General features: G+C 62.8%; 10 protein-coding genes. 1 reads left to right on the top strand and 9 read right to left on the bottom strand.

Features of this window, described 5'->3' with window-relative positions:
- Positions 1-8 precede the first annotated feature (8 nt).
- Positions 9-1,430: a DUF1501 domain-containing protein gene (locus ACG2LG_RS03270; protein WP_396256264.1), complete on the top strand. Its 1,422-nt coding sequence runs from the start codon at positions 9-11 to the stop codon at positions 1,428-1,430.
- Positions 1,431-1,486: 56 nt separating this feature from the next.
- On the opposite strand, the gene ACG2LG_RS03265 is transcribed toward ACG2LG_RS03270, so the two are convergent.
- The 9 genes from ACG2LG_RS03265 to ACG2LG_RS03225 all read right to left on the bottom strand — a co-directional run bounded on the left by ACG2LG_RS03265 (position 1,487) and on the right by ACG2LG_RS03225 (position 22,487).
- Positions 1,487-2,770 (bottom strand): citrate synthase, encoded by a 1,284-nt coding sequence (locus tag ACG2LG_RS03265; RefSeq protein ID WP_396256263.1) that lies wholly within the window; start codon positions 2,768-2,770, stop codon positions 1,487-1,489.
- Between the two features lie 103 nt (positions 2,771-2,873).
- The gene (locus ACG2LG_RS03260; protein WP_396256261.1) at positions 2,874-4,115 is read right to left on the bottom strand and encodes a DUF6786 family protein; all 1,242 of its coding nucleotides are present in this window, start codon (positions 4,113-4,115) and stop codon (positions 2,874-2,876) included.
- A gap of 189 nt (positions 4,116-4,304) precedes the next feature.
- On the bottom strand, positions 4,305-5,102 hold the full coding sequence (locus ACG2LG_RS03255; protein WP_396256260.1) for a GDSL-type esterase/lipase family protein: 798 nt from the start codon (positions 5,100-5,102) through the stop codon (positions 4,305-4,307).
- 132 nt (positions 5,103-5,234) lie between these two features.
- On the bottom strand, positions 5,235-8,636 hold the full coding sequence (locus tag ACG2LG_RS03250) for a sialate O-acetylesterase (protein WP_396256258.1): 3,402 nt from the start codon (positions 8,634-8,636) through the stop codon (positions 5,235-5,237).
- Positions 8,637-8,735: 99 nt separating this feature from the next.
- Positions 8,736-12,443: a sulfatase-like hydrolase/transferase gene (locus ACG2LG_RS03245; RefSeq protein WP_396256256.1), complete on the bottom strand. Its 3,708-nt coding sequence runs from the start codon at positions 12,441-12,443 to the stop codon at positions 8,736-8,738.
- A gap of 206 nt (positions 12,444-12,649) precedes the next feature.
- A complete protein-coding gene (locus ACG2LG_RS03240; RefSeq protein ID WP_396256254.1) occupies positions 12,650-14,854 on the bottom strand; it encodes a hypothetical protein in 2,205 nt (734 codons plus the stop codon).
- 97 nt (positions 14,855-14,951) lie between these two features.
- Positions 14,952-15,635 carry a PEP-CTERM sorting domain-containing protein gene (locus ACG2LG_RS03235; RefSeq protein ID WP_396256253.1) on the bottom strand — a complete coding sequence of 228 codons (684 nt, stop codon included), beginning with the start codon at positions 15,633-15,635 and terminating at the stop codon, positions 14,952-14,954.
- A gap of 125 nt (positions 15,636-15,760) precedes the next feature.
- On the bottom strand, positions 15,761-18,352 hold the full coding sequence (locus ACG2LG_RS03230; protein WP_396256251.1) for a hypothetical protein: 2,592 nt from the start codon (positions 18,350-18,352) through the stop codon (positions 15,761-15,763).
- Positions 18,353-18,704: 352 nt separating this feature from the next.
- Entirely contained in the window at positions 18,705-22,487 is a 3,783-nt protein-coding gene (locus ACG2LG_RS03225) for a LamG-like jellyroll fold domain-containing protein (RefSeq protein ID WP_396256249.1), read from the bottom strand.
- Between the last annotated feature and the right edge of the window lie 287 nt (positions 22,488-22,774).

Below are 22,774 nucleotides of genomic sequence, written 5' to 3'. Positions count from 1 at the left end.
ACCCTCCCATGATTTCCGATCCCAAGCTCGCCCAGCTGATCAACCGCCGGGCATTTCTACGAAACTCCTCGTACTCGGTCGGCAGCGCCGCCCTGGCCTCCATGCTCACCCGCGACCTCGCCGCCGCGGAAACCTGGAACGGCATCCTCGGGGGAAACCTGCACGTGCCGCCGAAGGCGAAGCGCGTCATCCACCTCTGCATGGCGGGCGGCCCCTCGCACTTCGAGACCCTCGATCACAAACCCTCGCTCGCCAAACTCGACGGCCAGCCGATGCCGGAGTCCTTCACCGCCGGCCAGCAGCTGGCTCAACTTCAGGGCAAGGCCCTCAAGTGCATGGGGCCGCAGTACGAGTTCAGGCGATACGGGAAATGCGGACGCATGATGTCCAGCGCCTTCCCCCACATCGGCTCGATCGCCGACGACATCGCGGTGATCCGCTCGATGCACACCGAGCAGATCAACCACGACCCGGCTCACACCTTCATGAACACCGGGTCCATCATCCCCGGACGCCCGTCGATGGGCTCGTGGCTGCTCTACGGCCTCGGCGCGGAGACCGACGAACTGCCCGGCTTCGTCGTGATGACCTCCTCGGGCGGCGGGCAGGACCAGCCGATCGCCTCGCGCCAGTGGCACAGTGGATTCCTTCCCTCGAAGTTCCAGGGGGTGCAGTTCAACTCCAAGGGCGACCCGGTCCACTACGTCAACAACCCCGCCGGAGTGACCCGCGCCGACCAGGCCGAGATGGTCCGCACGATCAACGGCATGAACGGCCTGCTCGGGCGCCGGCAGAACGATCCCGAGATCGCCACCCGCATCGCCCAGTATGAGATGGCCTTCAAGATGCAGGCCTCCGTGCCGGGACTGATGGACGTGTCCGACGAGTCGGATGCCGTCCTCGAAAGCTACGGCGCGAAGCCCGGCGACGGATCCTTCGCCTCGAACTGCCTGCTCGCCCGCCGTCTGGCCGAGCGCGGCGTGCGTTTCATCCAGCTCTACCACCGCGGCTGGGACCACCACGGCGGCATCAAGAAAGGCATCCAGACCGTCGCCGGCCATGTCGACCAGGCCACCGCCGCGCTGGTCAGGGACCTCAAGGAACGAGGCATGCTCGACGACACCCTGGTCATTTGGGGTGGCGAGTTCGGCCGCACGCCGATGGCCCAGGGCAGCGGCCGCGATCACCACATCCAGGCCTTCTCACTGTGGCTCGCCGGTGCCGGGATCAAGGGCGGCACGACCTGGGGCTCCACCGACGAACTCGGCTATGCCGTCGCGCAGGACGGCGTCTCGGTCCACGACCTCCACGCCACCATGCTGCATCAGCTCGGCATCGATCACGAACGCCTGACCTACAAGTTCCAGGGTCTCGACTTCAAGCTGACCGGCGTCGAGCACGCCCGCGTGGTCAAGGAAGTGCTGGCGTAGTATTGGCCAGGGACCGGGGGAGCATGCCCCCGCATCGCCCGGGAGCCACCCTCGGATCAACGTTCCTCCATCGGCACGTAATCGCGCTCGGGAGGCCCCGTGTAGACCTGACGCGGCCGGTAGATGCGGCTGTTGCCGTCACGGACTTCCTTCCACTGGGCGATCCACCCTGGCATGCGCCCGATGGCGAACATGACCGTGAACATGTTCTTCGGGATGCCGATCGCCCGCAGCAGGATGCCGGAATAGAAATCGACATTCGGGTAGAGGTTCCGGCTGACGAAATAGTCGTCGCTGAGCGCCCGTTCCTCCAGCGCCCTGGCGATGTCGAGCAACGGATCCTCGGTGCCCAGCTTCTCCAGCACCTTGGCGGTGTGCTCGCGCAGGATCACGGCCCGTGGGTCGTAGCTCTTGTAGACTCCGTGCCCGAAACCAAACAACTTCTCCTCCTTGCGCTTCACCCGCTCCACCAGGTCGTCGATGCTGGTGCCGGCCCCGTGAATCCTCTCGAGTTGATCGATCACCGCCACGTTCGCCCCGCCATGAAGGGGGCCCCACAGGGCGCAGACCCCGGCCGCACAGGAGGCGAAGAGATTGGCGCCGGATGAGCCGACCATGCGCACGGTCGAGGTCGAGCAGTTCTGCTCGTGGTCGGCGTGCAGGATCAGGAACATGGCCAGCGCCCGGATGACCTCCGGATCGAATTCGGCGTCGAACTCCGGATCCGAGAACATCATGTGGAGGAAGTTCTGGCAGTAGCTGAAGGACGGCCTCGGATAGAGCAGCGGCTTGCCCATCGAGGTCCGGTGGGCGTAGGCGGCCACCGTGCGGATCTTCGACAACAGGCGGGCGGCGGCGTTTTCGAAACTCGTGTCGTCCTCCAGCACGAGCACCTCCTCGTTGTAGCACGCCAGCGTGTTGATCATGGCGGACAGGATGGCCATTGGATTGCCGTGCGGGGGAAAGCCCTGGAACGACTTCCGGGTGCCCTCGTGCAGGGACTCGTGCTCGTTGAGCAGCTCCCGGAAATGCGCCAGATGGTCCTCGGTCGGGAACTCGCCATAAATCAACAACAGCGCCGTCTCGATGAAGTTCGACTTCTCCGCCAGTTGCTCGATCGGAACTCCGCGGTAGCGCAGGATCCCCTTTTCGCCATCAATGTAGGTGATCGAGGAACGGACCGACCCGGTGTTGCGATAACCCTCGTCGTAGGTGATCAGACCGGTTTCAGCACGCAACCGGGTGATGTCCACCGCCCGCTCGTTCTCGGTTCCGGTGATCACGGGCAGGGTCAGGCTCTGACCATCCAGGGCAAGTCGGGCGGTGTCGGGGGAGTTCATGATTTCAAGGGTTTCGCGTTCCGAAGGGGAGCCATCCTAAGAGGGAGCATGGCTCCTGCCAAGGGCCGGATGGCACCCGCCACCCATGATCCCGTCAGGTTTCTCAGAGCGCCTCGTTGATTTCCTCGAGACCGACGCCGAGCACCCTTCTTGCGATCGGATCGAGGAGCTCCTCCGTGCCGTGAATGTGGAAGGTGCGCTGGACGTGCCTCATCGTCTCTCCGGGCTTGAGGGCTGCCGCCGGCGACGAGGTTTCCAGCTCGTAGAACGGCCCGAGCGGAGGCACCCCGGGTTCGGGGGATCCGTCGTTGTAGGCATTGATCACGTCCCCTGCGTAGGGTTCCTCCTGCATTTTCCACATCGAGTTGACGAATCCATCCGGCGCCGCCTGCACGTTGTAGGTCACGAGGTTGAGCACCTTGCCCGCGGCATCGTAGCTGCCGGCGATGCCCTTGGATCGCTGCGGCGTCACTCCGATCTTTCCCCGGCGGGTTCCGTCCCCTTTGAAGAACAGGACATCCTCCTCCACCTTCAGATATTCGGCAGGCACCTTGCCGAAATAGGCATCGTTCACCTTCGGACCGAGTTCCTCCTCCGGCCCGGCCTTGAAAGGAACAACCACCGTCGTTTCCGGCGACGGATTGTACATCCCGAGGATCCAGATCGAGAGCAGTCCCGTCTCCGCGGTCCATGCCCGCGAGCCCGTGTTGGTGAGGCGGTTGTCGGTTTCATAGCCGACCATGCGGATCCCTTCCCCGAGTTCCACCTCCAGTTGCTCCGACGCCTCTTTCCTGCCCAGCAGTTTGACCGTGCGCTCGATCCCCAGCTCGAACCGGGTGCCGGTGTAGTTCGTGAGTTCGGCCGCGTGCTTGAAGCGGGCGGAAGTCGGCGTCTTCTCGACCAACTCGAAGGGCTCGGTGTCAATCACCGCCGGCGTCCGCCAGTCGGAGAACTCGAACTTGGCCCCAGGCTTGAAGAAGATCGCATACTGCCCGCCTTCCGGTCCCAGCCAGAAACGCTCCTCGCCGCCGAAGATGTAAATGTGCTCCTCGAGTTTCCCCTTGTTCTCGTCATCCGAAAGGAACCCCTTCTCGATCACCGGCCGGTTGATCCAGCCGAAGCTCGGTCCCGCCTCTCGGTCATAGGTGCTGGTCATCACCCGCCCCTGGTAGTCGGGCGCCACCGCCACCGCCGCCTCCCCATCCTCAAGCACCACCACGGGGGTGTGCTGCTTCATGAAATCCACATCGTCGGCAAAGCCGCCCGAGCCGGACGCGTTGCCGGCCAGAAGGCACAGGGCCGTGCCAGCCACCCCCCATCCCACCGGTCTCTCATTTTTGTCCATTTCTCTGGGTGTTGAATTCTTCCTGCTGATCCCGCCCACAAGCTTCTCCTCGCATCGACAGGACTGGAATATCTCAAAACGACCCCGGGGGCGTCGAGCACAAGCACGCACCGCTGCCGCGCGCCGATCCCCGTCCACCCGCAGCTCCACGCCACATGCTTGGTGCGGGAAGCCTGCATGTCCCCGGACCTACTCGTTGCACAGCAACTCTTCGACCATAGACTCCATCGCCCTGCCCCAGGCGCGGTAACCTTGCTCGTTGGGATGCAGCCCATCCGGCATGAGTTCGCGATTGATCCGGCCTGCCCCGTCGAGAAAGACGTGGCCGACATCCAGCCAGTGGACGGTTTCATGGTCCACGTAGCTACGAATGATTCTGTTGATCTGGTCGTTCCGCAGGCGACCTGGGTCCTCCGGGGTGTCGCCGCGCGGGAAGATCGGCATCAGCAGGATCTTCGACTCGGGCAGCTTGGCGTGGATCTCCTTGAGCAGGGCGAGGATGCCGTAGGCGGTGTCATGCCCGTGCAGCTCCGGGATGCCGCGGTTGTTGGTGCCGATCATCATCACGACCAGCTTCGGATTGCGGTCCTTCATGCCGTCGAGCCCGCCATTCTGGAAGTGCCAGAGCATGTGGTAGGTCCGGTCGCCGCTGGAACCGATGTTCACCGCCTTGCGATTGCCATAGAACTCGTCCCACACCTTCCTTCCCACGCGCGACCAGCCGAATACGATCGAGTCGCCGACCATCAGCAGGTCGACTTCCTGCTCGGTGCACCAGCGCTTGCGGTCCTCGTGGTGCCGCAGCCAGGCGGTCCAGCTGTTGGGATCTTCCTCCGGCCCGGGCCGGGATTCGGCCTGCGTGGCCCGGATGGTGGTCTCGTAGGCGGGATTCTCCCATGGCATGGGCTCGGCGGTTGGCGGAGAAGCCGCGGCGTGGAGTCCGCACAGGGCGAACATGCATGAGAGGAGGGTGGCGGAGTGCTTCATCGGGTGTTTCGTTGGACGGGGGTGTTCGACTGGTCGCTTTCCGATCGATTGCAGCGCGGTCGACCGGCGTCTGGCTAGTCCCACAATGGGACGACCCGGAAGCGGCCTCGGCGTGGAGGTGAGAGCGGTCCGTCACGGCGTCAGCAGGTCCACCATGTCGTCACCCAGCGCCTGACCGATCCGGAAGTAGCTGCGGGCGTTTTGGTTCCAGTGGTAGCCCTGGTCCATCGGGGAATCCGCCACCGCTTCCCAGAAGGGGCGGGTATCGCTGGATTGGGTCTCGGCGGGTTGGGCCACCCCGGCGACCCAGAGTTGCGCCTTTTCCACCAGTGAGTAGCCGGAGTAGGGGAAGGCCTCAACCGGCGCCGCGGTCATGCCGCTGCTGGCGATGGCGAAGGGCAGGTCGGGTTTGCCGAATTCCCCCCGCAGGTCGCTGATCAGGTCGGGCAGGTTGTCCTTGTATTCGGCGGAGAAGTCCGGGTTGACCTTGTCGTTGAAACCCTGGTGCCAACCGATGCCGACGATCTGGTAGCCTTGTCCGCTCCAGTCCGGGAATTCGGTGTCGAGGTTGTCGAGTGCCTGGCGTGTCTGATCGATGATGGCCTGATAGTAGAACCCGACTTCGCCGCCGCGGTCGGCGACGGCACTGGGCGGGCGGAACTCGGAGGCGAGTGCCTTGCCACCCCAGGCGGTCTTGATGATGAGCACATCATTGGAGCCGTAGAAGTCGCCCAGAACCTGGCCAAAGGCATACTCGGGGCCGATCATGGTGCCGTCCTTGCCGAAGCCGACCGTCAGGTCGCCCTTGCGGATGTTGGTGGTGCCGAGGGTGTCATTCCCCGAGGTGTTGGCGAGCCACCAGACCCGGACATCACTGCGGGAGGCCCAGGTGCTGTTGGCGGGATCACTGGGCGTATCGAGCATGGTGCTGTAAGCGTATTCCGGATAGCTGGCATCGTTGTTTGCGAGGTAGCGCAGGGTGCCCTTCACGTCGACGCCACTGCCCTCACGCCCGTAGCCGACCATGTTCGACTGTCCGGCGAGGATGAAGACCTTGATCCCGTTCGGGTCGTCGTCCCAGGTCTGGAACTGCCCCACGCTGTCGCCGACGAGCGGCTCGCCGTTGGGGCCGGTTACATTGCCAAGCGTCACGTTGTAGGCGCTGGCCAAGCTGAGGCTGGAACCCAGGCTCAGGGTGACCGTCTTGCCGTTCTCGCTGAGCGATGCTCCGGTGACAGTGATGCTGCCTCCCCCGTCCAGTTCCACGGTGTAGTTTTCGGTGTTGGTCGCTGTCCCTTCATTCAGCGCCTCGGTGAAGTTCAAGGTGATGGTGCTGCCGGTGCCCCACAGGCTGATCAGCTCGGGTGAGGGTCCGAGGACGATCAGTTGTGCGGCGACCCTGACGAAAAGCCGGGGCTCGTCGAGCAGGGCAGGCGTCAGCGCGACATCGACGGTCTCGACACCGTTGAGCAGGGCGCCGGGCGTCTGGAGGGCGCCGGCATCGAGTTCCCACTGGTCGAGGTCCGTGGAATAGAAGATCTGGTGGGTCAGCCCCGTGAGTGACGGGCTCCGCCGGGTGTAGCTGAAGGTCCCGGCGGCGGGGTCGAAGGGGGACGTGAACGGGGTCACCGAACTCGAATCCGCCGGGTCCAGGCCGAAGATCCGCTCCGTGTCATTGCTGAGGCCGTCTCCGTCGTAGTCCTCCTGCTCGCCGGTCCCGGGGTCGCCAAGTGTCCAGTTCTGCCCGCTGCCCCAGGAGAGGTAGTCCGAAATGGTCAGCGTTCCCGAGACCGCGAAGTTGTCGACCCGGAATCCGGTGTTGCCCGCGGGATTCTCGGGGGGACCGGGCGACCAGGTGAAGTAGGCGAATTCGCCGGTGGCGAGGGTCGTGTCGGCGAGGAAATCGCCGAAGCTCACATCATGACCGGTCACCCCGTTGGGAATGGTGACCTCGGTGCTGACGCCGGCGGGTCCCAGCGCACCCGCCGTGTAGGTGATGGTCACCTTGTTGGGACCCTCGTTGTTGACGTCCTTCTTCACCCGGAAGTGGATCTTATCCAGCGCAAGGTCCAGGGAGTTGTTGTTCTGCACCACCAGCGTCAGCGTGAACGGTGAACCGAACTGGACGATCGCCTTCGAGTTCGTATCGACGGGATCGACGTCGAGGTCCGTGGTGCCCCAGAGAATGCTGTTGCTTTGGAAGTTGCCCGCGTTTGCGATGGCACCCGTGGTGCTGCTCAGCGTCACCGTGGTGTTGGCCATGGTGGGGCTCTGCAGGGCGACGTCATTGGTCCCGTCGAATCCGCCCACCAGAACGGGCTCCACCGGCTCCGGGTCGGTGGTGGCCTCGGCCGCCGGGGTGGACGCGGCGGTCTGGTTCTGGTTGGCGCTCTTGTCGCGCGCGGTCACGGTGTAGCTGTAGGTGGTGTCGGGGCTGAGGCCGTTGTCCGTGTATTCCGGGCTGTCCTGCCAGCCGCTGTCGCTGCCCCCGAGATTTCCGGAGGTTTCGGCGAAGTAGTATTCCACGCCGCTGGCGTCGGTGGCCGTGGTGGCCGTCATTGAGATCGAGTAGGAACCCGCCGCCGTGGGAACGACCGCGAAGGTCATCGGGTCGGGGCTGGGTTTGGCCGTGTCCGGCGCGTCGGTGGTAGCGGACTCCGGGTCCGAGGCTGCCGTTTCGTAAAGACCGACGGCATCACGCGCTTTCACCGTGTAGGTGTAGGTCGTATTCGGGCTCAGGCCTTCATCCGTGTAGGTCGGGCTGCTTTGCCAGCCGCTGTCATTGCCTGCACCGGAGGTGCAGGTAAAAAAGTATTCCACGCCGCTGGTATCGCTCGCGGTGGTGGCCGTCATGGTGATGCTGCTGTCACTCACGGCTGCCGGCACGCTGGCCCAGGTCATCGGGTCGGGGGTCGGTGGGTCGGTGTCGGCGGCGATCGTGCCGACCGTGAAGCTGTGCAAAGCAGCGCCACCATTACCGGAGCCGAATGCGATCGTGATTTGCGTTCCCGCAGCGATGTTGGAAAGGCCGGAACCGCTGAAATCATAGGCTGTCGGAGTGCCTGGTATGCCGTTGGTTGTAATCGTGCCGCCACTGAAGGTCCAATTGGCACCATTTGTCACCGTATCGCTGGTCCATGCGCTCGAGGAGATCGTTATGGTATCTCCCGTGCCATTCTCGTCTGCAAAGGTGAAGCCTTTGAAACTGAGGGTTGTATCAAAGCTGAAAATCCACGTCTGAGGGTTGCCATTGTTGATTCCGAATTTGTCGTTAAAGACGCCTACCGAAGTGCCATCCATTCCAAGTGCGCTTTCAGCATTATCTTGAAGGACTGACACGGTGGTGAGGTTAAGCGTGCCCCCGCCATCGGCGGCGCTCAGGGTCAAAGGTGTCGTTGTCCCCGCGCCGTTTCCCGCAAGCGCAGCCGCGTTGCCGGAGGTGTTGGTTACGAAGGTCGTATCCGCGTGGCTTGCGACAGTGAGCGCAAGCGAGGCGAGGGTGGAGAAGACCAGGATTTTTGGGTTGCGTTTCATGGCAGGTGGGTTGTTTGGATCGGGGTCAGATTGCTTCGGCATCGGTGGCTTGTGGATTTGAGACAATTCGTTTCGCAGATTCAGAAAACCGCCGAGGTCCTATTCTTGAGTGACCGCCAGCCGGAGGAAAAGTGCCTCCAGTTCCGGGGTGGTTGTGATGGTGATGGTTCGGGTTCCATCGGTGGTTTCCATGAGAGAGGTGGCCTTCGTGCCGTTGCTCGGGCCTGAAACCCCGTCGGGCGGGAACCAGTCGGAGAGGTCGGGCGACCACTCGTAGCCGGCGGACAAATTGGCCGGGGGATTCGGGTTTTGCGGATGTTGGATGCGCGTTTCGTTGGCGCCGGTCATCAGGATGGTCAGACCTGCATTGGCCACACCGGGGTGAGTGCCGAACCAGGCCTCCAGACCATTGGCAAGTGCATCGCCGTCAGGGTCGGCGCCGAAGGCGCGGTCTTCCACCGGCAATCCGAAGTCGGGGTTCGCCATCCAGATGGAAAAGAGGTTCAGTTCTGCTGCCGGGACTCCCCGGGCTGCAAGATCATCCAACTGAGCCAGGCTGAGGGCCTCATTGTAGACGGCCACATCATCGACCTGCCCGACGAAGGGTCGGTTGTTGGCACCGACCTGATCCCGGCCGATCTGGATGCTTCCACCCGCCAGCAGATTGACGATATGGTCGGTGCCGCTCGGAACGTCATACAGCTTGCCGTCCACATAAAGGTCGACGTCCCGGAAGCTGTCGCCTGTCGAGCTGTCGAAGACGGCCGCCACCGCATGGGTGTTGCCGTCACTCAAATCAAAGTCCGTGGACGACAACTCGAAGAAGGCGCCGGCAGTCATTTCGATGCGGTAGCCACCATTGCCCATGACAAACAGGCGCAGGTCCCTGCCGCCTTGGTTGGGGCTCGGGGAGTAGTTGAAGAAGGTTCCCAAGGTGTCGGCGGTGTGTCGGATAAAGGCAAACACGGTGAACGATCCGGTGCCCCCCAGTCCGCCATTGGTGTTGGCATCGAAATACGAACCCGAGCTTGGCAGATTGAGCGAATTCGACCCCGTCGGGGCGATGGCCGCGCCATTCGTCGCCGCCGAGCCGACAAGCGTGCCGACCGCGCTGCTGACGGAATCGGTCACATCGGAAGGGTCCACACCCTCGAAATCCCAATAAGCGGTCAAATTTCCCGGGCTTGGTCCGCTGACCTCGACCACCACCCGGGCGGTCGCCGCCGCGGCCCCGTCACTGACCGTGTAAGGGAAGGCATCGGTGCCGATGAAGTTCCTGGCCGGGGTGTAGACGAGGTCATTTCCGGAAATGACGACGCTGCCACCAATCGGCTCGCCCACCGAGCTGATGGATAGCGGCGAAGGCCCACCGTCCGGGTCGCTGTCGTTGGCCAGCACCGGAATCGTGACCGGATCGCCCGGACCCGAAAGACTTCCGCTGGTCGCGGCCTCGTCGTCGACGGCGCTGGGCGGTTGTTGCGGAGCCACGTCCACTGTCACGGTCGCGCTGTCGCTGCCATCACCGTCGGTGATGGTGTAGCTGAAAGCGGCGGTGCCTTCGAAACCCGCGGGTGGCGTGTAGCGGATCTTTCCGGTTTCGATGCCTGCCGTGCCGAAGTCGGGGGTGGCCACGCTCTGGATGGAAATGGGTGAAGGCAGGCCGTCATCCAAGTCATTGGCCAGCACGTCGATGAGTATGGATTGACCGATGATCGTAGTGGAAAGATCTGCGACTGCCGTCAGCGGCTGCGGGGTGGACGCAAAGAGCGCGGAGTCCGGCACCGGCTGTTGCGTCAAACCAGGCCCGGACCACTGGAGCGAAAGGTTGCGCCCCCCCGTGGCGTGCCGGTAGTAGAGGCGATAGGGATGCAGTCCGGCTTCGAGGTTCACGGCGACCGATGTGGCGCTGGGGCTGTGGTCGTAATCGTTGGCAATGAGGTGGCCATCGTGCAGGAAGAAGTCGACCCCGGTATCCGAGTCCAGGCGGAAGGTGTAGCTGCCTGACGTCGGGATCTCGATGTATCCGCTGTAGAGCATGCCGAAGTGTTCGTCGGCCGGGCGCACGTCGAGGCTGATGTTGGTGGTGGTGCCGGTGGCCGTCGGCGTCAGGTCCCGGAACTCGGGCACCCATTGCCAGGTGGCTCCGGGATCCGTGTAGCTCTTCCAGTCGACACCGGAGGTCAGGGTGTAGGCAAACGATAGCGCAGGCAGCGCAAGACCATCGTATGGCCGACTGACACCGCCGCCCGGACGACGCGCGGTGAGGGCGAGGGTCTGCATCTCGGCGGCGAGCTCGGGGAGGCTGCCCGCCAGGTCCGTGGCCTGCCCGGGATCGGTGGTGACGTCGTAGATCTTGAAGGGCTCGCTGCCCGTGCTGATGCCCGTGCGGACGCCCATGTGATTGCCCATGCGCAGAGCCTGCATTTCACCCTTGGTCTCTCCCCGGTGATTGGGGAACTCGGTCCAGTCCGGGGTGCTTCCGCTGTTTTGAAATTCAAAGTAGAGGTATCCCTTGTCACGTTGGGTGCCGCTACCTGTCAGCGCGGGCAGCAGGGACACCCCGTCGCACCAGGCCGGAGCCGGCACGCCGGCCATCTCGCAGAAGCTCGGCATCCAGTCCCAAAGTGCACTGGGATAATCAATCTCGTGAATATTGGCTTCGTTGCCGGTGGCTCCGGCAATGTTGCCCGGCCAGCGAACGATGGTGGGCACGCGGATTCCCGCCTCCCACATGTCGCGCTTGATGCCCTCCATGTTGGCGAAGGACTCGAAGGTGCGCGGGTTGTTGCCCTCGTTGTGCGGCCCGTTGTCGGAGCTGAAGATGCAGATCGTGTTGTTGTCGATGCCCAGGTCCTTGAGGGTCTGGAGGATGTCGGCGACCGAATTGTCGATGCGCCGGATCATGCCCACGTGCTGCTTTTCTGATGCCGCCCATGCGGAGGGAATGTCGGGGTGGGTGTAGCCGTCGATGGTGCCGGTCCCGTCGGCCGTCGAGGCGTAGCGGACGTTTCCCGATCCGTCGGTGGCGGTGGTCCATTGGATGCCCCCGGTCAGTGGGTCACCGTCATTGTCGATGGGCGGATAAGCCACCGCGGGCCGCTGCATGTTGAAGTGCGGGGCATCGTAGGCGATGTAGAGAAAGAACGGCTGGTCATCGCCATCAGTGGCCTCGTTGATGATCTCCTGCTTGGCACAAGCGGTCCAGGCGTCGGTGGTGTAGAGGTCAACCGAGGCATTGGTGATCTGCTGGTAATCGTCGTAGATGTGGGCGCTTTTGTTGGTCGTCCCGTTGCGCGGGTAGTGCTCATGGCCGTCGGAGTGAAAGAGGTAGCCGAAGAAGCGGTCGAAGCCCCGGTCCAGGGGGTGGGCGGCCAGATTCTGCGAACCGGTCCCGGTCAGATTGGTGGATCCCTCCCCACCGGACAAACCGTCCTTACCGATATGAATGGTGCGGTATCCGGCTGCCTTGAGAACGGATGCGACGTTGTGGCTATCGGGGAGCGCCTTGTCGAATTGGCTGTTGCGGACCTCGCAGTGGCCCTGGTGGCGGCCGGTCAACAGTGAGGCGCGCGACGGTGCACAGACCGAGGCGGCGACATAGTGATGCGTCAGCTTCGCCCCCTCGGCGGCCATCCGGTCGAGCGCCGGAGTGTCGAACTTCTTCGTGGCCGAGCGCTGGTCTTGCCAGAAGCAACCGAGATCACCGTAGCCGAGGTCGTCGGTGAAGAAGATGATGATGTTTGGCCGACCCTGGGCCGACAGAGTCGACAGTGCCAGCAGGCAAAGGAAGAGCGAGATTCGAGGCATGGATGGAAATGAAGTCAGGAAACAGGAAAGCCCGCTGAATGTCGCCCGGACGGTCGGACCACCGCCACTGCTGCCGGTGGGGACCAACTCACTGCTCGCCGCTGAAACACCCGCAGTCTGCGGATGCTGCGAAAAGCTGACTTGAAAGGTAGCTTCGAGGTGTTTCGACTCCTTGAGGCGCGTTGGTTTCAGGGATCGCAACATGTCTACGGTGTGGGAGCGATGGTGGTGCGCACACGAAGGAACTGGGAGTCCGCCGCTCCACAGGGGGTCGTGGAACGATAGGTCACCTTCTCGAAGAAGGCCCCGATCTCGCTCGGGCCGGTGAGGACTTCCACACCCGCAGCCGGGGAGAACGCGCCGGTATCGAGGCTGCCGGCGTTGCTGGTCTCGCCGGTCCGGGTTGCCTGGGGATCGACCTTGATGCGGTCGAAGACCAGAGCCGGGTAGTCGAGTGCGCTGTCCTCGACGCTGGTAAAATGATGAAGCGGAACACTGGATGAATCATCGGGCAGGGTGCCCCCGGCGTATTCCTCGCCGTTCGTGGCTCCGTCGCCGTCGGGATCGGCATCGACGAGGGCATCGGGGCCAGCCAGAGTCGGGAAGCCCTCGAGGTAGGCATCGAAACCGCCGTCGGTCACCTTCGAGTAGAAGGTGCCGATGACGCGTGTCGCGTTGGGCCCCGGGTTTCCGTCAAGGTCCCGCATGTTGCAGACCATGATGAAGCGCTTCAGTTCGGGGACGTAAAGAATGTCGGCGTCCTGGACCCGATAGTTGTCCCAGTCGTCGGTTTCGCCCTCGCGGGGTTCGAAGGCGATGCCGAGGTAGGTGAATGGTTGATTGATGTCAGTCGATGACCAGGCGATCACCCGATAGGGATTGGTCTGCGTTTCCAAATCGCAGAAGAGATAGTAGATGCCGTCGACCTTGATGATGGTGGCGTCGCCCACGCCATTGGCATTGCCCCCATCGGGATTGGGATCGACAGCCTTGGCATCGACCAGGGTCCAGTTTCCGAGGCCGGTGGTGGAAGTGTAGTGGGACAGGCTGGTGCCATCCGGTCCATAGGGAAAGTTGCCATACTCCCCGAAGATGTGGAAGACGCCGTCTTCATGGAAGACGCCGATGTCGTCGCAGGTGCCCGAGGGGAAGGTGCCGGCCTGGGTCCAGTTGCCGCTCGAGTTGACCAGGTCGCCGGTGTAGGTGAGGACCTTGCCGGCCTCGAAGAGGTAGTAGGTGTCGCCCACTTTGACGCCGTCGTCGTATTCATACTGTCCGTTGATCTGGTAGTTGCCCTCGATCAGGGTCCAGTCGGCGCTGTTCCATGAGAAGGTGTTGGTGCCCCAGAGGAAGGCGTTGGAGGGCTCATGGCTGACGATCAGGTAGTATTTGTAGGTGGATCCGGTCGGTTCGTGGAAGATGACCGCATCGTGGTTGTTGCCGTCCGTGGTGGAGAAGACCGGCTGGTCGACTGGCCGGTACCACTGCGTCCAGAGCGAAACTTGAGAGGGAGAGCTGTTATCCACCGACTCCGTCACCGTGACTTCGAGATTGCGGGTGGCCTCGTTGCCGTCCTTGCTGGCCGTCAGGGTGTAGGTGGTCGTCGCGTTGACCGTGACGCTCGTGCTGCCGCTTCCGTTCGTGCTCAGCGCAGCGGCATCGATACTGCCGGGTTCGATGACGAGCGTGTCGTAGTTGGAGGCGCTCCAGTTGAGCGTCACCGAAGAACCGGGTGTTGCGCTGGCGACATTGGATGTGAAGGACTGGATGGCGGGGTTGGGCGTGCCCCCTCCCCCGACCGAGCCAACCGTGAAGCTCTCCATTTCGACCGCACCGTTTCCTTCCACCCATGCGATCGTGATTTCAGTGCCCGCAGCGACATTGGACAGGCCGGAACCGGTAAAATCATAGACAGTGGAGGCCGCCGGAACAATGCCTGTCGTGATCGTGCCGACGCCACCTGCCTGCGTGAATACCCAGTTGCTGCCGTCGGTCACCGTATCACCACCCCATGCAGTCGATGAAATCGACATTTTATCTTTAATTTGATTACTGTCAAAGAGTTGAAACCCATCGAAGCTGAGGGTTTGATCGAAGGTGAAGGTCCAAATCTGGTTGGTCCCCCATTTGTCGTTGTTGGCACCCATTGAGTTTCCATCCATGCCCAGGGTTGGAGTGCCCGCATTCACCGTTACTAAATTCGTGGTCAAATTGAGGGTGCCGCCGCCATCATCGCTACTCAGGGTGAGGGCGGTGACATCTGTGGCACCAACCCCTTCCAATGCCGCCGCATCCGCCTCATTGGGGGCAAGAATCTTGGAGGCGGTGTTGTTGGTCAAAAAGGTCGTGTCGCCGTGGCTGGCAGCGGTCATTGCAAGCGAGGCAATGATGAAGTGGAGTGAGTTTCTCATTCGATGATTGAGGGTTTTATTCGATGGAAGCGGGGTCAAAAAAAGCCGCCGCATAAACCATGCAGCGGCTTCCTTGAAATGCAGATTTGCGCTGACCTTAACGCCGACGGCGGGCGAGGAGCGACAGACCTGCCAGACTGATCAGCGCCAGCGAACCGGGTTCGGGGATCACGCTGACCGTGAAGCTCTCGAGGCCGGTGCCGCCGTTGCCGCCCGCAAAAGCAATGGTAATCGAGGTGCCGGAAGTGATGTTTGCGAGGCCGGCACCCGTGAAATCATAGACTGTCGACGAGTAAGGCACATCGCCGGTCGTAATCGTGCCGGTAACGCTGTCGAAGGTCCAATTGCTGCCGTCCGTCACGCCGGTAAGGCCTTCCCATGCACTGGATGAAATGGACATGGAATCTCGATTAGTATTTGTGACCTCGTCGATGAATTGCACGCCATCAAAGCTGAGGGTTTGATCGAAGGAAAAAATCCAAGTCTGAAAGTTTCCATTATTTATTCCAAACCTGTCTCCAGCGACTCCTAGAGAGTTACCGTCCATTCCGAGACTGTTCTCCTTGGCATCTTGAAGGACTGACAAGGTGGTGACGTTGAGCGTGCCGCCGCCGTCACCAGCGCTCAGGGTCAGCGGTGTCACGGTGGTCGCGACGGCTCCATCAAGGTCAGCGGCGTTGCCGTTGTCGTTGGTGACGAAGACCGTGGCAGCGTGGCTGGAGGCGGCAAGCGCGAGCGAGGCAATGGCGGAGCGCAGGAGAAATTGGGAGGTGGTAGTCATGATAGGGAAGTGTTGGATGTTGATTTTCGAAGGTGGAACTGATCAGTGGCAGAATTCGTTCGGGGCAACGGCGGATGAAGGATGGGACAGATGGGTTATGTGATGAGAAGCGCGTGAACTCTGCTTCAGGGGGTGGACTCGGCACCCTCGAGGCGTCCGAAGAGCTTGCCTCCGGCAGACTGGGTGGCGTCGCTGATGGTGGCCTCGATGGCGATCAGGGGGTCGCCACTGGTATTCGTGCCACCGTCCGTCGCCACGAAGCTGACGCTTCCGGTGCCGTTGGCCTCGACAATCGGATTGGGAGCACCCACTGCGCCGGGCACCGGGACACCGAGCCAGGATCCGGCCAGGTCACCGTCCCACCCCAGGGTGAGTACGGCCGTCCCGCGGGCTGCGGCGGCCAGGCAGTCGAAGCTCATGACGAGATCTCCGCCATTTTCATCGCTGCTCGGCAGCAGGCCGGTCGCATTGACGTTGGGATTGTCCGCGCCAAGCAGGAAGGCAAGGCCATCGATCACTCCGTCGCCATTGGCGTCGCCTTCGAAGGTGACGCCGCTGGCTCCATCCCGCGCCGCCCATGTATTGAAGGCAGGGGATCCTCCGGCCACGGAACCGGAGAGGGCGAAGTTGTCCAGGCGGAAGCCCGTATTGCCGGCGGGGTCTTCCGGAGGCCCCGGGGTCCAGGTGAAGGTGGCGGTCTCACCACCCGCGAGCGTCGTATCCGCGAGGAAACCCGCGAGCGGGATATCGAACCCATTGCCAGCACCATTGGGGATGGCCATAATGATGCTGGCTGGCGCACCCAAGTTGCCCGAAGCATAGGCGATGGTGCAGTAATTCGGCCCCTGATTATTTATATCCTTCTTCGTTTTGAAGTGAAGGCCCTCCAGGGAAAGTTCGTCGGCCCCGTTGTTGGTCACCGTCAGCACCAGGGTCCAGCTGGTCCCGGTTCCTTCCTGGATGACGGCTGCACGGCCGGGATCCTGGGTGTTCGAAATGGAAGGTGCCTCGACATCGAGCGCGGAGTTGCCCCAGAGAATGCCATCCATCTGCGCGTTGCCGTCTGTCGGCACACCGGGCACTTCGGAGCTGGTGAGCGTCACGTCGACGTTGCTGATCGTTGCGCTCTGAATCGCGGTTGCGGAGGTCCCGCCAAAGCCGCCGATGAGGAGCGTCCCGATGCCCGTTGAAGGGTGGGTGGTCGCCGAGGCGGGTGATGATGCCGTCGTGGGGTTCTGGGCGAGGCTCTTGTCCCGCGCGATGACGGTGTAGGTGTATTCAGTGTTTGGATCCAGGCCGGTGTCGAGGTAGGTCGGGCTGTCCTGCCAGCCGCTGTCGCTGCCGCCGGGATTGCCGGAAGTCTCGTCGAAGAAGTACTCCACGCCATAGGGGTCGGTGGCGGTGGTCGCCGTCATGGTGATGCTCGTGGGGGTGATGGCGATCGGGGCGGTGGAGAATGTCATCGTACTGGGTGATGGAGGCGTCACATCCGCAGGATCGGTGGTGGCGGCCTCCTCGCCGGACGGATCGGTCGTGTTGCCCAGGGAGTCTCTTGCCGCCACGGTGTAGCTGTATTCAGTGCCTGGATTCAGGCCGGTATCGGTGTATTCCGGGCTGTCCTGCCAGGCACTGGTGAATTCCACACTGCCTCCCAACCCAAGCCTGCGGACGAACTGGTATTGCACCCCGCTCGGGTCGCTGGCGGTGGTGGCCGTCATGGTGATGATGCTTTCGGAGGTCGCCGTCGGCACACTCGCCCAAGTCATCGGATTCGGGGTCGGCGGGGCGGCAGGATCAGTGGTGGCGGCCACGGCCCCCGAGGCCCCGGTTTCGTGAAGACCGAGGGCATCGCGCGCTTTCACCGTGTAGGTGTAGGTGGTGTTGGGGCTGAGTCCGGTATCGATGTAGGTCGGGCTGGTCTGCCACCCGCTGTCATTGCCGGCGCCGGAGGTTTCGGTGAAGTAGTACTGGACGCCGCTCGGGTCGATGGCGGTGGTGGCCGTCATCGTGATGCTGGTTTCGCCGATGGCTGCCGGTTCGCTTTCCCAGGTCATCGGGTCGGGGGTCGGCGGGTCGGGATCGAGTACGACCGTGCCGACGGTGAAGCTATGCAGCTGGACACCCCCTCCGCCGGAAAGGTGGGCAATGGTGATCGTCGTGTTGGCGGGTACGCTCGACAGGCCGGAGGCGTCGAAGTCGAAAATAGTCGGCGACCCCGGAATCACCGCCGTGGTGATCGTGCCAACCGTGCCATCGGTCGTGAACGTCCAATTGCCGCCATCGACCACGGTGTCACTCCCCCACGCCGTTGATGAAATGGTCAGTCTGTCCTGAACGGTGTTCGCATCAGAGAGTGAGATGTCCTTGAGGCTGCGAGCCTGGTCAAAGGAGAAGGTCCAGACCTGGTCGACGCCCCACTTGTCATTGTTGACGCCAAGGGAATCTCCATCCATGCCGAGGGTGGTGGCTCCATTCTGGTCGACGACACTGACGGTGGTGAGATTAAGCGCACTCCCTCCATCGTCAGCGCTCAGGGTCAGGGCCGTGACGTCACTGGCGCCGATCCCTGCGAGAGGCGCACCATCGCCCTCGTCCGGGGCCAGGGTCTTGGGCGAGGTATTGTTGGTCAGAAATGTCGTGTCGCCATGGCTGGCGGCAGTGAGCACCAGCGAGATGATGGCGGGAGGAAGGAAACCTTTCGAGATTGCTGTCATCATGCGAGAGGGAAGGGCCGCGAGAAGTGGGAGTTTGAAGTGATGATTCATGCCTCCTTTTGTGATCCTTGCGATGAGCGGTGGTTGAATGCTGACGGGGGATCGAGGGTCCGGGGCGGACGCACGACCTCGCCGAAATGCCCGGATTTCGGGCATCTGTAGGAAAGAACCGTCCCGACGGGAAAATCGAAACAGTTGAGGCGAAATTTTTCCAAATTTCTGCGGTTTCACCGCGCGGGCGCACGCAGGAGGGCGCTTCGTGGCGGCCGACTATTGCCGTTCCTCGAGGATCGAGAGTTGCTCCTCGGTGAAGCGCCCCGGTGTCAGTTTGACCTCCTGCTGGGAGGTGAATCCGTCATGGGGTCTCGGTGATGCGGTAGAATCTCCGGGCCGGAAGGCTGGTGGGTGTCAACTCGTGGGTGGTGGTCGTTCCCTCGGAGGGAATATTGAGGCCGGTCGGCTCGGGGTCCCATCCGATGAAGTCGTCTGAACCCTCGATGTCGTAGGTGGCTCCGGGAAGGGAGTTCCACTGCAGCGTGACCGTGGCGGCTTGTCGATCCACATTGGTGAGCCGCCCCTTCAGCGAGCGGTCGATGGCACTTCCGATGGTGGACATGCCGCTGCCGGGCGCGAGGGGAGTCAGGTAGTCGCTGTCAAGGTCGTAGGGAGTTCCGGGAGAACCGCGCAGGTCCTCCCCGACGTAGAACCAGGTGGTGCCGTCGATCTCGACCCCCTCGCCGCGCCGGAACGCCTTGAGTAGTGGGTCGGCCCTGGCGACATCGTAGGCCAATGTGGATGAGCCGAAGGCATGCAGGAGGGACAATTCGGCGGCGCCCAGGCCGCGGCCCCAGAGGACCAGATCATCGAGTTCCCCGACGAAGGGTGCGTTGGTGTTGAGGGGATGACGCCCGATGAACATCTGCCCTCTCGACGAGGTCGTCTTTGTCAGGATGGTCTCACCCGGATCTGTGGTGTCGGCTGCATACTGGACACCGTCCACGTAGAACAGGACTTCGCCAAGGGTCGATTGGTCCCAGGCGGGGACGACGATGGCGCAGTGGTGCCACAATCCGTCATTGATCACCGGTCCCCCAAGCGCGGCGGCGGTGTAGGCGCCGATGTCGAGTTGCAGGCGACCGTCCGCGCTGATCTGTGCGTTGAACTCCCCGAAAGGTCTCTCGTCGTCTCCGTATCCGGCGATGTTCATGAAGCCGGGCCGGGACGTTCTGAGCCAGAAGGCGAGGGTGCGCGGCTTGGCGAGCGGAGTGGGGCATTCCCCCGCATTGATCTGGTCGGGGTTGCCCGCGACCCCTGCGAAGCTGAGGGCGTTGCCGAATTTGCCGGGGCCGAAATCGGGTGAGGCGAGCCATGCGGAGTCGAGGTCGCCGAGCCACTTCTTCTGGCCGTCGGCATTGAGGTCGGGAAGCGTGCCCTCGTTCGGCATCTGTCGGGTCCCGGCTGGATGATCGAAAGAATAGTGGAGGAGATAATCGTCGTGCTCGATATTGGCGAGAAACCCGGTGCTGTCCGAGACGACTTTTTCGGGGCCGGACTTGTCGATCGTGATTCGGCCGGAGGCCTTGAAGGGTTCCCGGATTTCAGCGAAGCCTGCTTTGCCGTTGCCGTCCTCCGGTTGCCAGTAGGGGACGGAGGTGTCGCGATACTGGCGACCGGTTTTGATCGTGCAGTCCAGTTGATCGGGGAAGACCCGGACGAGAAGGTAGTTGAGGACGCGTGATCCGGGCGGAGAGCCGTGGACGATTTGTTGGACGCCCTCGTGTGCGAGAGAAGCCGCGATGTCGTGGACTTCACCGGAGAAGTGCAGATCGACCCCGTAGTCCGCCATGGCTTGGAACAGCGGGCTGGACTCGCCATCGATGTAGGTCATGCCTGAGGAAGCGGTGGTCAGCACCGGCTGCAGGATCGGGGTGTGGCACTGGGTGATGATGTGGCGGATGGTCGGATCCGCTTCCGCCTCGGCGAGAAGGTTCTGGACCCAGGCGAGTTGAGTGGCTTCCAGCTCCGCTTTGACCGTGCCGCCATAGGGGTAGAGGAAGGTGCCCGGCCCGACGTGCTGCCAGACGTCCAGCGAAATGATCAGGGTGTCCTTGTGGCGCAGGGCGAAGGCGGTCTGCTCGTGCGGCGAGCCCACCGGCCGGTCCGGGTAGATGAGCGGAGCCGGCGTGTCGGCAAAGTCGGGGCTGGTGCGGTCGGGCCGTCCGCCCGGCGTGTAAGTGGACCACTGGCCGGCCGGAAAGCGGGTGAACCAGCGCGAGAACTCGCTGCGCATGGTCGGGATCAGCTTGGTGTTGGCACCGTTGATTCCCCAGTCGTTGTCACCGAGTTCATGGTCGCCCACGCAGGCGATGACCCGGAGGTCGTTGGCGCCGAACCAGGCGTTCTGATAGTGGCCGTAGAAGTAGTAGGAGCCCTCGATGAAGGCGAGCTCCCGGTTTGCATCGCTGTTGACCGGGCCGATGATCTGCCGCCCGGCGGCGTCCTTGAACCACTCGCCCTCGACGAGGTCGCCGGCCACAAGGAAGAGGTCCGGTGACTCGGAAGTCATCGACTGGAAGAGGCCGAGAAAACTGTCCTCGATCTCGGCCGTGCTGCCATTTTGACCGCCATCCCAACCGGAGGCGGCGGGCACCCCCGTGAGCGCACCGGACATGTCGGCGATGTCAGCATTGGTGAAGTCGGGCATCGACACAAAGGTCCACGCCTCTTCGTCGGGGAAGAGTGGATGGCCGACCAGTTCAACGCGATCGAGAAGCAGGGTCTCATCCTCCTCATCCGCGCTGAAGTCGGCGAAGAATCCGAGATTGGTAATCGGGCCGCTGAGATCACCGGCAGGCGGTGGACCAAGAACCGCCGAGTTGTCGGAAAGCGTGACAGAGCGCCAGTCAGCGGCGGCGGTCGAGAGGGTCAGGCTCTTGTTCTCAAAGGGAGAATTGTCCGCGGAGGTTCCGAAGGAGGTTGCCGATGCGAACCACTGCCCCCTCACCTCGATCATGGGGCGGACCTCGACGTTGGCGCCGTTGGCTCCACCGGCCTGCTCCCAGCGGAGTTCAAGTCCGGTATATCGCGCCGGGTCGTGGTCGATCCAATCCTCCTCGGTGGAAATGATCGCCTTGGTGTCCCCATTGGACTGGCTGGCGAAGATCTCCGCGTGGTCGTCACCGAAGATGCCGGCAATCTGCGCGGTGGAGGGCAAGCCGCCGATGGCGGCACGGTAGGTAAGTGTGTGAATTCCGACGCCGCCGGCACCGGAATCTGTTCCGTTGCAGCGGATGTTGAGTGTGCTGAGGACCGGGGGAGTGGCGAAGCTGAGAGTGGCGAGTTGCGCGAAGCTGGTGGCGGTCAGGGTCAGGGTCTCGCCGGCGAAAACAGCGGTTCCGTTGCTGAGTGTGGCCCCCGGATCCGAGGGGAAGCCGGAGAGCAGAATGGGCGAATCGTTGCCGCCAAATCCCGAGAAAGTGATCTCATCCACCACCATGCTGTCGACAGGGGTGATGTCGCAGTTCTCTCCCTGGCTAAGGGTGGTGGACTTAAACGAGCCAACGATCCCGATCGAGGTGTAGGTGGCCTCCTCGCCAATGAAGAGGTTGCCCGAGGCACTGCTGAAGCTGAGTCCTCCTGAACTCGCCGTGGCGCTGCCGAGGTCACCGCTGCCGAGGTCGCCTGCAGCGACCACGGTCTGTGTGGGGGAAATGCTGCCGCCCGACCCAGTGCCCGTCGCCGAGCTTGCATCCCAGCCGCAGGCGGCAAGCGGACGGGCACTGCGGCGACCGTTTGGGAACTCCTCCCGATAGAGCGTTTGTGGCTGCGGGGTATGGGAAAGGCTGACCAGGCTTATGCCCTTGCCTTCGGCATCCGCCTCCGGCGCAGAGATGGTAAAGAGGTCGACGTTCTGCGGGTTTGCAAACGCGACGGCCGCGACCTCGACGAAGCTGGTCGCGGTGAGGGAAAGGACGCCATTGGCAAAACTCGTCGTGCCATTGCTCAGCGGAGCCCCAGGATCGCTGGTAAAACCCGAAATGAGCACCGGCGAATCGGAGGGGTCGAAGCCGCCGAGTTCCAGGGCATCAATCCGGTTCCTGCGGTCGAAGAAGAGGCTGAGGGTTTCCGTTCCGGACACGGTTGCATTATCAAAGCCTCCTTCAATCCCGAGAATGGGAGTCCCGTTCAAATCGCCTCTGAATAGCTGGCTCCCACTCTGCGCCAGGACTCGCAGGGTGGCGTTTCGAACCACTTGCGGGAGACTGCCAGTCGGCCCCAATTCGGCGGGGAGCAAGGTCTCAGCCGCAAGCGGGAGCGTTAAGCTCGCCAGCAACGAGAGGGTTTTCGCACCGTTCATCAGAGCCGGGTTCTTGAGGGGCCATGCGAGGATAGGCACTCAGAGAGCGTCCCGACCTTCGTTCGGAC

Source organism: Haloferula sp. A504 (assembly GCF_044385805.1).
In the GTDB taxonomy this organism is placed as follows: Bacteria; Verrucomicrobiota; Verrucomicrobiia; order Verrucomicrobiales; family Akkermansiaceae; genus Haloferula.
Note: the sequence above shows the minus strand (reverse complement) of the source record. Positions and strands in the feature narration are given on the sequence as shown.